Source organism: Streptomyces sp. NPDC007157, assembly GCF_040634235.1.
GTDB lineage: Bacteria > Actinomycetota > Actinomycetes > Streptomycetales > Streptomycetaceae > Streptomyces.
This window is the reverse complement of the sequence record NZ_JBEYFE010000009.1, coordinates 157,910-172,081: the sequence shown is the minus strand read 5'-3', so window position 1 is coordinate 172,081 and position 14,172 is coordinate 157,910. Positions and strand designations below refer to the sequence as shown.

At 72.6% G+C, this 14,172-nt stretch carries 14 protein-coding genes; 7 read left to right on the top strand and 7 right to left on the bottom strand.

All coding sequences use genetic code 11. The annotated features are described in order from the left end of the window. Positions 1-15: 15 nt before the first annotated feature. The gene (locus tag ABZ642_RS18890; RefSeq protein WP_360484798.1) at positions 16-1,734 is read right to left on the bottom strand and encodes a DAK2 domain-containing protein; all 1,719 of its coding nucleotides are present in this window, start codon (positions 1,732-1,734) and stop codon (positions 16-18) included. A gap of 259 nt (positions 1,735-1,993) precedes the next feature. On the opposite strand from ABZ642_RS18890, the gene rpmB reads away from it, so the two are divergent. The 3 genes from rpmB (at position 1,994) to ABZ642_RS18875 (ending at position 6,598) form a co-directional block, all read left to right on the top strand. Next, positions 1,994-2,179, top strand: a complete 186-nt coding sequence (gene rpmB / locus ABZ642_RS18885) for a 50S ribosomal protein L28 (protein WP_003993230.1) — start codon at positions 1,994-1,996, stop codon at positions 2,177-2,179. A gap of 128 nt (positions 2,180-2,307) precedes the next feature. Beyond that, positions 2,308-5,337: a BTAD domain-containing putative transcriptional regulator gene (locus ABZ642_RS18880; protein WP_360484795.1), complete on the top strand. Its 3,030-nt coding sequence runs from the start codon at positions 2,308-2,310 to the stop codon at positions 5,335-5,337. A 34-nt stretch (positions 5,338-5,371) separates the two neighbouring features. Next, positions 5,372-6,598: an FAD-dependent monooxygenase gene (locus ABZ642_RS18875; RefSeq protein WP_360484792.1), complete on the top strand. Its 1,227-nt coding sequence runs from the start codon at positions 5,372-5,374 to the stop codon at positions 6,596-6,598. On the opposite strand, the gene thiD is transcribed toward ABZ642_RS18875, so the two are convergent. Together thiD and ABZ642_RS18865 are read right to left on the bottom strand one after the other, a co-directional pair. Then, positions 6,592-7,389 carry a bifunctional hydroxymethylpyrimidine kinase/phosphomethylpyrimidine kinase gene (gene thiD, locus ABZ642_RS18870; protein WP_360484789.1) on the bottom strand — a complete coding sequence of 266 codons (798 nt, stop codon included), beginning with the start codon at positions 7,387-7,389 and terminating at the stop codon, positions 6,592-6,594. The genes ABZ642_RS18875 and thiD overlap by 7 nt on opposite strands. Continuing rightward, the gene (locus ABZ642_RS18865; protein ID WP_360484786.1) at positions 7,386-8,351 is read right to left on the bottom strand and encodes a thiamine-phosphate kinase; all 966 of its coding nucleotides are present in this window, start codon (positions 8,349-8,351) and stop codon (positions 7,386-7,388) included. Before ABZ642_RS18865 ends, thiD begins: the two co-directional genes overlap by 4 nt. Positions 8,352-8,557: 206 nt before the next feature. Between ABZ642_RS18865 and ABZ642_RS18860 the strand changes: the two genes are divergently transcribed. Both ABZ642_RS18860 and ABZ642_RS18855 read left to right on the top strand, forming a co-directional pair. Beyond that, the gene (locus tag ABZ642_RS18860; protein WP_352219363.1) at positions 8,558-8,791 is read left to right on the top strand and encodes an Lrp/AsnC ligand binding domain-containing protein; all 234 of its coding nucleotides are present in this window, start codon (positions 8,558-8,560) and stop codon (positions 8,789-8,791) included. Positions 8,792-8,811: 20 nt separating this feature from the next. Beyond that, positions 8,812-9,297, top strand: a complete 486-nt coding sequence (locus ABZ642_RS18855) for a DUF3515 domain-containing protein (protein ID WP_360484783.1) — start codon at positions 8,812-8,814, stop codon at positions 9,295-9,297. A gap of 102 nt (positions 9,298-9,399) precedes the next feature. Here ABZ642_RS18855 and ABZ642_RS18850 read toward each other — a convergent pair whose 3' ends face one another. Genes ABZ642_RS18850 through ABZ642_RS18840 form a run of 3 tightly spaced genes read right to left on the bottom strand, consistent with a single transcriptional unit; the run spans position 9,400 to position 12,388 of the window. Further along, complete coding sequence (locus ABZ642_RS18850; protein WP_360484780.1) at positions 9,400-10,557, bottom strand: D-alanine--D-alanine ligase family protein; 1,158 nt, start codon at positions 10,555-10,557, stop codon at positions 9,400-9,402. A 59-nt stretch (positions 10,558-10,616) separates the two neighbouring features. Next, entirely contained in the window at positions 10,617-11,627 is a 1,011-nt protein-coding gene (locus ABZ642_RS18845; RefSeq protein ID WP_360484777.1) for an NAD(P)H-dependent glycerol-3-phosphate dehydrogenase, read from the bottom strand. Next, positions 11,624-12,388, bottom strand: coding sequence for a 1-acyl-sn-glycerol-3-phosphate acyltransferase (locus tag ABZ642_RS18840; protein ID WP_360484774.1), 765 nt, complete (start codon positions 12,386-12,388; stop codon positions 11,624-11,626). Before ABZ642_RS18840 ends, ABZ642_RS18845 begins: the two co-directional genes overlap by 4 nt. Positions 12,389-12,565: 177 nt before the next feature. On the opposite strand from ABZ642_RS18840, the gene cofC reads away from it, so the two are divergent. Together cofC and ABZ642_RS18830 are read left to right on the top strand one after the other, a co-directional pair. Continuing rightward, complete coding sequence (gene cofC / locus ABZ642_RS18835) at positions 12,566-13,204, top strand: 2-phospho-L-lactate guanylyltransferase (protein ID WP_360484771.1); 639 nt, start codon at positions 12,566-12,568, stop codon at positions 13,202-13,204. 9 nt (positions 13,205-13,213) lie between these two features. Continuing rightward, the gene (locus tag ABZ642_RS18830; protein ID WP_360484768.1) at positions 13,214-13,417 is read left to right on the top strand and encodes a hypothetical protein; all 204 of its coding nucleotides are present in this window, start codon (positions 13,214-13,216) and stop codon (positions 13,415-13,417) included. A 96-nt stretch (positions 13,418-13,513) separates the two neighbouring features. On the opposite strand, the gene ABZ642_RS18825 is transcribed toward ABZ642_RS18830, so the two are convergent. After that, on the bottom strand, positions 13,514-14,131 hold the full coding sequence (locus ABZ642_RS18825) for an HU family DNA-binding protein (protein WP_360484765.1): 618 nt from the start codon (positions 14,129-14,131) through the stop codon (positions 13,514-13,516). Positions 14,132-14,172: the final 41 nt, after the last annotated feature.

The window sequence follows — 14,172 nt, the reverse complement described above, 5'->3', positions numbered from 1 at the left end:
GCGTGCGCGGGGGGCTCACTCGACGCCGATGAGGAGCGGGGCCCCCTGCCGGCCGCCGTTGTAGACCACCGTGTCGACGGCGAGGTACGCCTCGCGCACCCGTGCCTCCAGGCGTTCGGTGACGCCCTCGGGCGCCTCGTCGCCGAGCACGAGGGTGACCAGCTCGCCGCCGGCCTGGAGCATACGGTCGAGGACGGTCTCGGCGGTCGCCGTCACGTCCGAGCCGATCACCGCCACGTCACCGTCGATGAGGCCCAGCACGTCCCCGGCCTGGCAGATGCCGGCCATGGTCCAGGACTGCCGTTCCGCGACCACGACCTCGGCGTAGCGGGTGGCGCCGGCCGCCGAGGTCATCTGGACGACGTCCTCGTCGAAGCGGCGGTCGGGCTGGTGCACCGCGAGCGCGGCGATGCCCTGGACCGCCGAGCGGGTCGGGATGAGGGCGACCCGGATGCCCTCCGCGCGGACCTGCTCGGCCGCCGCGGCCGCCGTGTGCCGCAGGTCGGCGTCGTTGGGCAGCAGCACCACCTCGCGCGCGTGGGCCCGTCGTACGGCGTCCACCAGCTCCCCGCTGGCGGGCGGCTCCCCGGGGCGCGCGAGCACGGTGGTCGCGCCGGACTCGCTGTACAGCCCGACCAGACCCTCCCCCGGCACGACGGCCACCACGGCCCGCTGCACCCGCTCGCGCGGCGGCTCCGCGCCGGTGTGCACGTCCCCCGCGCCGAAGTGCGTGATCCGGATCCGGTACGGCCGTCCCGCCTCGACGCCCGCCTCCACGGCGGCGCCGGCGTCGTCGACGTGCACATGGACGTTCCACAGGCCGTCGCCGCCGACCACCACCAGGGAGTCGCCGAGGGCGTCGAGCCGGGCCCGCAGCCGGTCCACGGCGGCGTCCCCGGCCTCCAGGAGGTAGATGACCTCGAAGGCGGGGCCCCCGGCCGACTCGGCGCAGGCGTCGGCGCGGGCGTCGGAAACGGCGTCCACGCGCGCGTGGACGATCGGGAGCGCGCCGTACGCGTTCGCGTCGAAAGCCGTCGGCGTCTCCCCCGTGAACGCCTCCACCAGCGCCCCGAGCACCTCCACCAGGCCTCGCCCGCCCGCGTCGACCACTCCGGCCCGCTCCAGTGCGGCCAGCTGTCCCGGGGTCTCCGCGAGCGCCTTGCACGCGCCCTCGTAGGCGGCCCTGGCGATCACCCCGCAGTCGCCGTCGGCCGCGACGGCCGCGTCGGCGGCGTCGGCCGCGTCGGCGGCGTCGGCCGCGTCGGCGGCGTCGGCCGCTGCCGTCGCGACCGACAGCACGGTGCCCTCGACGGGGTGGGCCACGGCCCCGCGGGCGGCGTCGGCCGCGTGCCGCAGGGCGCGCCGCAGCCTCTCCGCGTCGATGTGAGTCGCCTCACCCTCGGTGACGACATGGGCCATGCCGCGCAGCAGCTGCGCCAGGATCGTGCCGGAGTTGCCGCGCGCGCCTATCAGGGCGCCGTGCGCCATCGCGCGGACGGCGTCGGCCAGGGTCGGGACCTCTTCGCCCAGCTCGTAACCGGCGAAGACGGCCTCCACGGCGCCGGCGGCCGACTCCACCGTCAGATAGAGGTTCGTGCCCGTGTCACCGTCGGCCACCGGGTAGACGTTGATCGCGTCGATCTCCTCGCGCGCCCGGCCGACCGCCCCGAGCGCGAGACCGCACCAGGTGCGTACCGCGAGAGCATCGAAGAATGTCTGCGGCACCTGCGCCACCTGCGCCTCCTTGAGCTGGCCCGACGTGGTCGCAGCGTAGACCCCGCAAGGGTGCCCACCGGAAGTGGGCCGGGAGCCGGCCCCTGAGCTGCCATGCTAGTTTCGTCTAACCGTCGCGGCCGTTGTATGCTGCTCCGGTTGCCCGATCCGATCGGGCCATTACCCCTGGCAACGCCACTCAAGATCTCAGATACCTGGATCTCGATCCCGGCAAGCCGGGATTCAACCGTAAGTGCATCTGAAGTCTTTGGAGTGACCCGTGGCTGCCAACTGCGACGTCTGCGGCAAGGGGCCGGGCTTCGGCAACAACATCTCGCACTCGCACCGCCGTACGTCCCGTCGCTGGAACCCGAACATCCAGCGTGTGCGTACCGTGGTCGGCGGGACGCCGAAGCGCGTGAACGCCTGCACCTCGTGCATCAAGGCCGGCAAGGTCTCGCGCTGACGCACTGCTGCCAGCGCGCGGCAACAGCCGGTTCGCCGCACTGAGCCGGTCCACCTGAGGGTGGGCCGGCTTTTTGCCTTGCCCGAAAACGGGAACCCCGGCAGACCTGGCCCTGCCAAGCTGAGCGCATGCGCTTCGGCATCCTCGGCCCCCTGGACATACGCACCGACGACGGCACCCCAGTCGACCCCGGCGGCCCCCGCCCCCGCGCGCTGCTCACCCTGCTGCTCCTGGACGCCGGCCGCGCGGTCTCGGCCCAGCGCCTCACCGACGGCCTGTACGGCAAGGAGCCGCCCGCCGGGGCCGCCAACGCCCTCCAGTCCCAGATCTCCCGGCTGCGCAGGCGCCTGGCACCGCACACCGAGATCGAGGCCACCGCCACCGGATACCGGGTCGCCGTCGCCCCCGACACCGTGGACGTGCATCGGTTCGAAATCTGGTCCGCGGCCGGACGCGCCGCCCTGAGGGCCGGCGACCACCAGAACGCGGCGGCCCGGCTCCGGGAGGCGCTCGCCCTGTGGCGCGGATCCGCGCTGCCCGACCTCCCGGACGCGTACGCCGAGGCCGCCCGCCTCGAAGAGCTGCGGCTGGCCGCCGTACAGGACCGCGTCGAGGCGGAGCTGGCGCTCGGCGGCGGGTCCGGGCTGGTGCCGGAGCTGCGGGCGCTGCTGGCCGCCCATCCGCTGAGCGAGCGGCTGTACGGGCAGCTGATGCGGGCCCTGCACGCGAGCGGGCGGCCCGCCGAGGCGCTCACGGTGTTCGAGGAGGCCCGTCGCGCCCTCGCCGACCAGCTGGGCGCCGATCCCTCGCCGGAGCTGTCCGCGCTCCACCTGGAGCTGCTCAGGGGCGCGGAGCCCGAGCGGCCCAGGCTCCCGGTCCAGCTCACCCGGTTCGTCGGCCGCGAGCCCGAGCTCGCCCGGATCGCCGGCCTCCTGACCGGCGCCCGCCTGGTCACACTCACCGGCCCCGGCGGTGCGGGCAAGACCCGGCTGGCACTCGAGGCGGCGAACAAGAGCGAAGCCGCGCGTAGAGGCGGCGGTGTGTGTTTCGTCGAGCTGGCGCCGCTGGGTGACGGCTCGCAGATCCCGTACGCCGTCCTCACCGCCCTCGGTGTCCGCGAGGGCCTGCGCAGCCCCGTCGCCGACATCACGGACCGTCTGCTGGCCGCCCTGGAGGAGCGCGAGCTGCTGCTCGTCCTCGACAACTGCGAGCACCTGGTCGACGCGGCCGCCTCGGTCGCCGCCCTGCTCCTCGCCTCCTGCCCGGGCATGCGGATCCTCGCCACCAGCCGGGAGTCCCTGAACATCACCGGCGAGATCCTGGTCCCGGTGCCCCCGCTGCCGCCGGAACCGGCGGAGCGGCTCTTCCTGGACCGGGCCCGCGCCGTGCGCCCCGGTTTCGACGGCCACGCGCGCGTGCCGCACATCTGCGCCGCCCTGGACGGGCTGCCGCTGGCCATCGAACTGGCGGCGGCCCGGCTGCGCACCCTCACCCCCGACGAACTCGCCGACCGCCTGGACGACCGGTTCCGGGTCCTCTCGCGCGGCGACCGCTCCAAGGCGCCCCGACACCGCACCCTGCGCGCGGTGGTCGAGTGGAGCTGGGAGCTGCTGGACGCGGAGGAGCGGGAGCTGGCGCGGCGGCTGACGGTGTTCTCCGGGGGCGCGACGCTGGCGGCGGTCGAGGCGGTGTGCGGGCTGCCGTACCCGGAGGACCTGCTGGCCTCCCTGGTGGAGAAGTCGTTCCTGGAGGTCTCCGAGGGCCGCTACCGGATGCTGGAGACGATCCGCGCGTTCGCCGCCGGGGACCTGCCCGACCCGGGCGGTCTGCGGGACGCGCACGCCGGGTACTTCCTGCGGCTGGCCGAGGAGGCCGAGCCGAAGCTCCGCGGCGGCGGCCAGCTGCCCTGGTTGGCACGGCTCTCCGCCGAGCACGGCAACCTGGACGCGGCCCTGCGCCATCTGGTGCGCCACGGCCCCGAGGACGCCCTGCGTCTGATGGCCGTCCTGTCCTGTTTCTGGCGGCTGCGCGGGCTGCACGGCGAACAGGTGACGTCGGCACGCGCACTGCTGGCCGCCGTGGGGGACGCGCCGCCGCCGGGGCTGACGGAGGAGTACGTGCTGTGTGCCCTCAACGTGCTCCTGGGCGACGGCGACCACGCGGCCGGCCGGGACGGCCACGACGAGCTCGTCGCACGCGTGGACGCGCTGATGGCCGGGTGCGCGGGCCCCTTGCGGCTGCCGTACATCCTGATGCTGTGGTCGGTCGCGGCCGGCCCCCGCCCGACGACCGACGAAGAGGCCCTCGCCCTGGCCGGCGACGACCCCTGGGCGCGGGCGCTGCTCGACGTGGGCCTGGGTTTCCGGGACCTGCTCGCGGGCCGGCCCCGGGAGGCCGAGAAGTGCTTCGCCCGGGGGCTGGACGGGTTCCGGGCCACGGGCGACCGCTGGGGGATGGCCAACTGCCTCGACCCGCTCGGCATGGCCGCCCACGCGCGCGGGGACTCGCGGCGCGCCCTGGAGCTGCTGGACGAGGGGCTGGCGTACATGCGCGAGCTGGCGGCCCCCGAGGAGACCGCCGACCTGCTGCGCACCCGGGGCACCGTGCTGCTGCACCAGGGCGACACGGCGGGCGCCGAGGCCCACTTCGAGCAGGCGCTGACCCTCGCCCGCGGTGCCGGGCTCCCCGACAAGGTGGCGGGCGCCCGGCGCGGTCTCGGCGACGCGGCCCGGCTCTCCGGGGACACGGCACACGCGCGCGTGCACTACGAGAACGCCCTCAGGGAGTGCGCGGCCAACTGGTTCAGCGTCGGCGAGACGGTCCGTATCCTCATCGGGTTCGGCCGCACGGCCGCCGCCGAGGGGGACGCCGAGGAGGCCCGCGACTGGTTCCGGCAGGCCGCCGGACTCGCCGTCGAGGGTCCGGGCACCCTGGAACTCGCCGACGCGGCCGGGGCGTTGGCGTCCGTCGCCGAGTCGGCCGAGCGGGCCGCCGTGCTGCTGGGGGCGGGGACGGCCCTGCGGGGCGCCCGCGCCGAGGCCGATCCGGACGTCGTACGCGTCGAACGGGACGTGCGCGCGAAGCTGTCGCCCGAGGCCTACGACCAGGCCTTCGACCAGGGCCTACGGCAACGGTCAGCGGCGGTCAGCGAACGGTAGGAGGACGGTCAGCGCCCCCGCCGAAGCTCATCGCATGACGAAGAACCCCACACCGAAGAACCCCACCCCGAAGAACCTCAGCCACCTCAGCGTCCTGGTCTCCGGCGCCAGCATCGCCGGTCCCGCCCTCGCCCTGAACCTCGTCCGGCTCGGCGCCCGGGTCACCGTCGTCGAGAAGGCCCCGGAACTGCGCGGCGGCGGCTTCGCGGTCGACTTCCGCGGTCATGTGCACCGCAGGGTCCTGACCTCCATGGGCATCTGGGACGAGGTGCACGCCCGCCAGACCCACATGGGCCGCCAGACCGTCGTGGACGCCGACGGCAGCCCGCGCGTGGACCTGCCCGCCGAGCTGATGAGCGGTGACGTGGAGATCCGCCGCGGCGACCTCGCGCAGCTCATGTACGAGCGCACCAGGGACGACGTCGAGTACGTCTTCGGCGACTCGATCGCCTCCCTCGCCCAGGACGCCGACGGCGTCGACGTCACCTTCGAGCACGGCGCGCCCCGCCGCTTCGACCTGGTCGTCGGCGCGGACGGCCTGCACTCCAACACCCGCCGGCTGGTCTTCGGCGACGAGTCACGCTACCTGCGCTTCTTCGACCACTACGTGGCCGGCTTCGACGTCCCCAACCACCTCGGCCTGGACCGCACCGGCCGGGTCTACAGCGAACCCGGCCGCGCGGCCGTCGTCGGCAACTACGACGGCGACCCGGACCGCGCGGGCGCGCTGCTGGTCTTCCGGTCCGAGGAGCTGTCGTACGACCGCCGGGACGTCGCGGCGCAGAAGCGGATCGTCGCGGAGCGTTTCGCCGGCCTGGGCTGGGAGGGTCCGACCCTGCTCAAGGCCCTCGAAGAGGCCGACGACCTGTACTTCGACGCGATCGCCCAGATCCACGTCGACCGCCTGGTCGAGGGGCGGGTGGCGCTGCTCGGGGACGCCGGGTACGGGGCGACCATGGGCGGGATGGGGACCGGTGTGGCGGTCGTCGGTGCCTATGTCCTCGCCGGTGAGCTCGCCCTCGCGGGCGGCGACCACCGCACCGCCCTCGCCGAGTACGAGACCCGGATCCGGGACTTCGCCAAGGGCTGCCAGAAGATCTCCGGGAACGCGGGCCCGTTCTTCGCCCCGCCCACCGAACGGCGCATCCGCAGCCGGGACCGCATGTACCGGGTGCTCGGCTCCCGCCCGCTGGCCCGCTTCTTCAAGAAGCTGACGGAGAAGGCGGCCACCGGCATCAAACTCCGGGAGTACCCCTACTGAGGGCCCCGGCTCAGGGCCCAGCCGTGGTCCACCGGCCCGATCCCGGCGCCGAGCGCGAACCCGGCCGCGATCGCCCCCGTGACGTACTCCTTGGCCGCCGCCACCGCCTCCGGCACGGACCGCCCCTTCGCGAGCTGCGACGCGATCGCGGACGCGAGGGTGCAGCCCGTGCCGTGCGTGTGCCGGTTGTCGTGGCGGGGGGCGCGCAGCCGGAACTCGTCGGTGCCGTCCGTGAGCAGGTCCACGGCCTCACCCGGCAGATGCCCGCCCTTGATCAGCACCCACTTCGGCCCGTACGACAGCACGGCCGCCGCGGCCCGGCGCAGCTCCGTCTCCGACTCGACCTTCAGACCGGTGAGTTGGGCCACCTCGTCCAGGTTGGGGGTGGCCACGGTGGCCAGCGGGAGGAGCCTGGTGCGGACCGAGTCCAGGGCGGAGGCGGCGAGCAGGGAGTCGCCGTGCTTGGAGACGCCCACCGGGTCGACGACCACGGGCGCGTCGGTGCCGGCGATCAACTCCGCGACCGTCTCGACGAGTTCGGCCGAAGCGAGCATCCCGGTCTTCACCGCGTCCACGCCGATGTCGTCGACCACGCTGCGGTACTGGGCCCGCACCGCCGCCACCGGCAGCTCCCAGGCACCCTGTACACCGACGGAGTTCTGCGCGGTGACCGCCGTGATCACGCTCATGCCGTGTACGCCCAGCGCCAGCATCGTCTTCAGGTCGGCCTGGATCCCGGCCCCGCCACCGGAGTCGGAGCCCGCGACCGTCAGCACCCGCGGCAGGCTCATGACTCGATGTCCCCGAAGTGGTCCCAGCCGCCCGTGCCGGTCCAGGGCGCCCCGTCGACGGTCACCTGGGGCAGCGCGGACGGGTTGAGGACCTCGCCGATCACCTTCCAGCGGGCGGGCAGCTTCACGTCCGGCGGGAAGGTCGCCACGATCGCGTGGTCCTCGCCGCCGGTCAGCACCCACTGGATCGGGTCGACGCCGACGGCCTGTCCGATGTCGTTCATCTGGGAGGGGACGTCGATCGCGCCGGAGCGGATGTCGATCCGCACCTTGCTGGCCTCCGCGATGTGTCCGAGGTCGGCGATCAGCCCGTCGCTGACGTCGCACATCGCGGTAGCGCCGAGGCCCGCGGCGGCCGGACCCGCGTGGTACGGCGGCTCGGGGCGGCGGTGCGCCTCCACGAAGGCACGCGGCGAGCGGAAGCCGCGGGAGAGCACCGCGTAGCCGGCCGCGGACCAGCCCAGCCAGCCGGTGACGGCCACCAGGTCGCCGGGCTGGGCGCCGCCCCGGGTGACCGGCTCCTGGTTGCGCAGATCGCCGAGCGCGGTGATGGAGACCATGATCGTGTCGCCGCGGACCACGTCGCCGCCGACCACCGAGGCGCCGGCCACCTGGCACTCGTCCCGGATGCCGTCCATCAGCTCGCTGGGCCAGGTCACCGGGAGTTCGGCGGGGACGACCAGGCCGAGCAGCAGCGCGGTCGGCACGGCGCCCATGGCGGCGATGTCCGCGAGGTTCTGCGCGGCCGCCTTGCGGCCCACGTCGTAGGCCGTGGACCAGTCGCGGCGGAAGTGCCGGCCCTCCAGCAGGATGTCGGTGCTCGCCACGACCCTGCGGTCGGGCGCGGCGACCACCGCGGCGTCGTCGCCGGGACCGATCCGGACCGCCGGAGTGGTGGTGAGACGGGAGGTGAGCTCCCTGATGAGCCCGAACTCCCCCAGCTCACCAACAGTGCCCTTCATTGCCCTTACGCCCCTTCTCTGCCTTGCCGTGCCCGCTCGCGCGTCACCGTCGTCCTGGATACGGTCGAGGTGACCGTCAACTTCTGTCGTGGCTGCACCCTGGCGCGCAAGCCCCTGTCCGCGCAGGTCTCCCCGCGGTGAGCGGCGACGCGATACCGTGGCGTTCCTTTTCCCCACATGATCCTCGTGGCCGCCCTGGAGGTTCCGTGGTACAGGCGTACATCCTGATCCAGACGGAGGTCGGCAAAGCGTCGACCGTCGCCGAGATCATCAGCAAGATCCCTGGAGTCATCCAGGCCGAGGATGTGACAGGACCGTACGACGTCATCGTGCGCGCACAAGCGGAGACGGTCGACGAACTCGGTCGGCTCGTGGTCGCGAGAGTCCAGCAAGTGGAGGGCATCACGCGTACTCTGACCTGCCCGGTCGTCCATCTGTAGCCCCCGTCTAGGCTTGGCCGGTGAACTTTTTCCGTCACCGGCCATTCGGTCTGCCCGCGCTCGCTCTCGTGATGATCGCGGCGGCGGGCTGCTCATCAGCAGACGATGCCCCGTCGGCGACGGTTCCCAGTCCGGGCGCGGCGGTCGCGAAGCTGTGCCGGAACCTCGACGAGGAGTTGCCGAAGAAGGTGGACAGGCTCGCCCGGCGTGACCCCGAGCCCGCCTCCACGCTGACGGCTGGCTGGGGGGACCCCGCGATCATACTGCGCTGCGGTGTGGAGCGGCCTGCGAAGATGGCCGATCCGGAGGCCGACGGGGTCGAGGTCAACGGGGTCGGATGGCTGCTGGAGCAGCGGGCCGGCGGGGTGTTCCGGTTCACCACGACACTCCGCAAGGCGTATGTCGAGGTGACGATTCCGAAGCAGCGGACCGGCGATGGCATGGCGCCGCTGGTGAGTCTGGCGCCTGCCATCAAGAAGGCGGTGCCGGAGGGGATCGCCGACTAGACGCCATGGATGGAGCGGTTGCGTGTCGGGAGACGGTGCGTCGTGACCTGGCGCGCCCATGAGGCGGCAGCCGCGAGTCGGACCGGCCCCCGCCCCTGAGGCCTACCGCAGTCCCGTCGACCTGTGAAGTGCCGCCTGCACCAGGCGGTCGATGAGATCCGGGTAGCTGACGCCCGTCGCCTGCCACATCTGCGGGTACATCGAGATCGGGGTGAAGCCGGGCATCGTGTTGATCTCGTTGATCACGAAATCGCCGTCCTCGGTGAGGAAGAAGTCCGCGCGGACCAAACCCTCGCAGGACGCGGCCTCGAAGGCGTCCACCGCGAGCGCCTGGATCTCGGCGGTCTCCTCGGGCGTCAGCGGGGCCGGGACGATGCCGGGGGTGGAGTCGATGTACTTGGCCTCGAAGTCGTAGTACGCGTGCGTGTCGGCCGGCGGGATCTCGGCCGGGACCGAGGCGCGCGGGCCGTCCTCGAACTCCAGGACGCCGACCTCGATCTCACGGCCGCGCAGCGCCGCCTCGACCAGGATCTTCGGGTCGTGGGCCTGGGCGGTGGCGATCGCCTCGTCCAGACCGGAGAGGTCGTCGACCTTGGTGATGCCGATCGACGAGCCGGCCCGCGCGGGCTTCACGAACAGCGGCCAGCCGTGCTCGCCGGCGAAGTCGACGATCCGCTTGCGGGCCGCGGACTCGTCCTGCTTCCACTCGCGGGGCCGGATCACCAGGTACGGGCCGACCTTGAGCCCGAACGAGGTGAACACCCGCTTCATGTACTCCTTGTCCTGGCCGACGGCCGAGGCGAGCACGCCGGAGCCGACGTAGGGGACGCCGGAGAGCTCCAGGAGGCCCTGCAGGGTGCCGTCCTCGCCGTAGGGGCCGTGCAGCATCGGGAAGACGACGTCGACCTCGCCGAGCGCCTTGGGCACGGAACCGGGCTCGCTGTAGACGACCTCGCGGTTGGCCGGGTCGACGGGGAGCAGCACGCCGCCCTCGGTCGACTCGGCGAGGTCGCCGACCTCGGGCGTACGGCGGTCGCTGATCGCCATGCGTTCGGGCTCGTCGGCCGTGAGCACCCAGCGGCCTTCCCTCGTGATGCCGATCGGCAGGACGTCGTACTTCGTCCGGTCGATGGCGCTCAGGACGGCTCCGGCGGTGACCATGGAGATCCCGTGCTCGGAGCTGCGACCGCCGAACACGACGGCCACACGCGGCTTGCGAGCGGGCTGCTCAGGGCTTTGGGGGAGGTTCTCGATGCTCATATCGCGATGAGAGTACCCGGTGGTAGAGCCCCGATACAGCGTCCCCCGGGTGCGTTCGCTCAGCGTCGCTCGGGCTTCGCGCTGCGCGACATGAGCTCCTTGAGGGCGACCACCGGCGGCTTGCCCTCGTGCACGATGTCGACCACCGTCTCGGTGATCGGCATCTCCACGCCGTGCCGGCGGGCCAGATCCGCCACGGACTCGCAGGACTTGACGCCCTCGGCGGTCTGCCGGGTGACCGCGATGGTCTCCTCCAGCGTCATGCCCTTGCCGAGGTTGGTGCCGAAGGTGTGGTTGCGGGACAGCGGCGAGGAACAGGTCGCCACCAGGTCGCCGAGACCGGCGAGGCCGGCGAAGGTCAGCGGGTCGGCGCCGAGCGCGACACCGAGGCGGGTGGTCTCGGCGAGGCCGCGGGTGATCAGCGAGCCCTTGGCGTTGTCGCCGAGCCCCATGCCGTCGGCGATGCCGACCGCGAGCCCGATGACGTTCTTGACCGCGCCGCCGAGTTCGCAGCCGATGACGTCGGTGTTGGTGTACGGCCGGAAGTACGGCGTGTGGCAGGCGGCCTGGAGGCGCTGGGCGACGGTGTCGTCGGTGCAGGCGACCACGGCGGCGGCCGGCATCCGGGCCGCGATCTCCCGGGCCAGGTTGGGGCCGGTGACGACCGCGATACGGTCCTGGCCGACCTTGGCGACGTCCTCGATGACCTGGCTCATCCGCATGGTGGTGCCGAGTTCGATGCCCTTCATGAGGGACACCAGGACGGTGCCGGGCGCGAGCAGCGGCGCCCAGTCGGCGAGGTTGGCGCGCATGGTCTGGGACGGCACCGACAGGACGGTGAAGTCGGCGCCGTCCGCGGCCTCGGCGGGGTCGGTCGTGGCCCGCAGGTTCTCGGGGAGTTCCACGCCGGGCAGGTAGTCGGGGTTGGTACGGCCGGAGTTGACGGCCTCGGCCACCTCCGCCCGCCGCGCCCACAGGGTGACGTCGCACCCGGCGTCGGCGAGCACCATCCCGAAGGCCGTACCCCACGAACCCGCGCTGAAGACCGCCGCCTTGGCAGGCTTGCTCACTTGCCGCTCTCCTCTTCCAGACCGCTCTGCGCACGCGTCCGGCGCCGCTGCTCGATCCGCACCTGGCGTGGATCGTAGGGGGTCTCGGGGGCCTTCTCGCCCCGGATCTCCTCCAGCTGGCGGGTGATGGCGGCCATGATGACCTCGGTCGCCTCCTTGAGGACGTCCTGGGTCATGTCCTTGTCGTAGAAGCGCGAGAGGTCGACGGGCGGACCGGCCAGGACGTGGTGGGTCTTGCGGGGCAGCAGGCTGGGCTTCTTCGCGTACGGCGGCAGCAGTTCGTTGGCGCCCCACTGGGCGACCGGGATCACCGGGCACTTGGTCTGCAGGGCCACCCGGGCGGCGCCGGTCTTGGCCGTCATGGGCCACTGGTCCGGGTCGCGGGTGATCGTTCCCTCAGGGTAGAAAGCCACGCACTCGCCGCGTTCCACGGCGTCGATCGCGGCCCGGAAGGCACTGAGGGCGTCGGTGGACTCGCGGTAGACGGGGATCTGGCCGGTGCCCCGCATGGCGGCGCCGACGAATCCCTTCTTGAAAAGACCGCTCTTCGCCAGGAATCGTGGAACGCGCCCGGTGTTGTACTGATAGTGCGCGTAGGCGAAGGGGTCGATGTGGGAATTGTGGTTCACCGCGGTGATAAATCCGCCCTCGGCCGGAATGTTCTCCATTCCGCGCCAGTCCCGCTTGATCAGGACCACCAGCGGCGGTTTGCAGAGCACCGCAGCGAAGCGGTACCAGAAGCCGATTCTCCGGCGGGGCACGCGCACACCTTCCTCTAGGACTTCTTCCCGGTCTCCGGGACTTCTTCTCCCGGACCGGGGGCCGGGAGAAGTGTCGCCCCGGTCCGCCGGTCTGTCGAGGAACACCGTACGCCTCGCTGCCGCGCCTGCCCCGGGGCCCGGGTGACAATGAGGCAACGAGGGAGGGACGGTACGTCGGTGCAGTGGACCTTGGTGATACCCCTGAAGCCCCTGGCGCGAGCCAAGAGCAGGCTCGCGGACACCGCGACGGACGGTTTGCGTCCGGGACTGGCCCTCGCTTTCGCCCAGGACACGGTGGCCGCGGCGCTGGCCTGCCAGGCGGTGAAGGATGTGGCGGTCGTCACGGACGACACACTGGCCGGGCGCGAACTCTCGGCGCTGGGCGCGCGCATCGTCCCGGACACGCCGGGAAGCGGCCTGAACGCCGCTCTGCGGCACGGCGCGGCGGTCGTGCGCGCATCGCGCCCGGAAAGCGCGGTGGCCGCGCTGAACGCCGATCTGCCGGCGCTCCGCCCGCTGGAATTGTCCCGGGTGCTCGACGCGGCTGCGGAATTCCCGCGCGCTTTCCTCCCGGACGCGGCGGCAATCGGCACCACCCTGCTGGCCGCGACTCCCGGAAATGAATTGGCGCCCGCATTCGGCCCGGATTCCCGCGCCCGGCACACCGCCTCGGGCGCCGCGGAACTGCGACTGGCCGGCGTGGAGTCGGTACGGCAGGACGTGGACACCGGCGCGGACCTGCGCACGGCGCTGGCCCTGGGGGTGGGCCCGCGCACGGCGGCAGCGGCGGCGCGCCTGTTGATCCCCGACCAGTAGGCTGCGGTCATGCAGGCCACCGCGTACACGTACGACCCCGAGACCCGCAGCGGCCAGGTGCTCCTGGACGACGGGACCCCGGTGCCCTTCGACGGGGCCGCGTTCCAGGCAGGCGGCTTGCGGCTGCTCAGGCCGGGTCAGCGGGTACGGATCGAGACCGAGGGCTCCGGAGCCGACCTCCGGATCACCCTGGTGACCTTGCAGACACTCTGAGGCAGGAAGCCAGGGGCGCGCACACGCCGAACACACCGCGGGCCGGACTCCCCCAGGAGTCCGGCCCGTCGCGTGAGTACCCCGAGGCCCCGCTGCCTAGCGCGCAGCCGTCTTCTTGGCGGTGGCCTTCCGCGCCGTCGACTTCTTGGCCGGAGCCTTCTTGGCGGTGACCTTCTTGGCCGGAGCCTTCTTCGCGGCCGTCTTCTTCGCCGTGGCCGTGGTCTTCTTGGCGGTGGTCTTGGCCGTGGTCTTCTTCGCGGCGGCGGCCGTGGTCTTCTTCGCCGTCGTCTTCTTCGCGGTGGTCTTCTTGGCCGCCGCGGTCGCCTTCTTGGCGGTGACCTTCTTCGCCGCCGCCTTCTTGACCGTCGCCGAAGCGCCGCCGGTCAGGCTGCCCTTGGGCGCCTTCTTGACCGCGACCTCGCCGCCGCGCGGGAGCTTCTTCGAGCCGCTCACCAGGTCCTTGAAGCCCTGACCGGCACGGAAGCGCGGCACGGAGGTCTTCTTGACCCGAACCCGCTCGCCCGTCTGGGGGTTGCGCGCGTACCGCGCCGGGCGGTCCACCTTCTCGAAGGACCCGAAGCCCGTGACCGAGACCCGGTCACCCGCGACGGTCGCACGGACGATGGCGTCCAGGACCGCATCGACAGCCTCGGCCGCCTGCTGGCGGCCGCCCATCTTGTCGGCAATCGCTTCTACGAGCTGCGCCTTGTTCACGTCTTCCCCTTCGGAGACATCGCCAGAACGAAAGTGTTCAA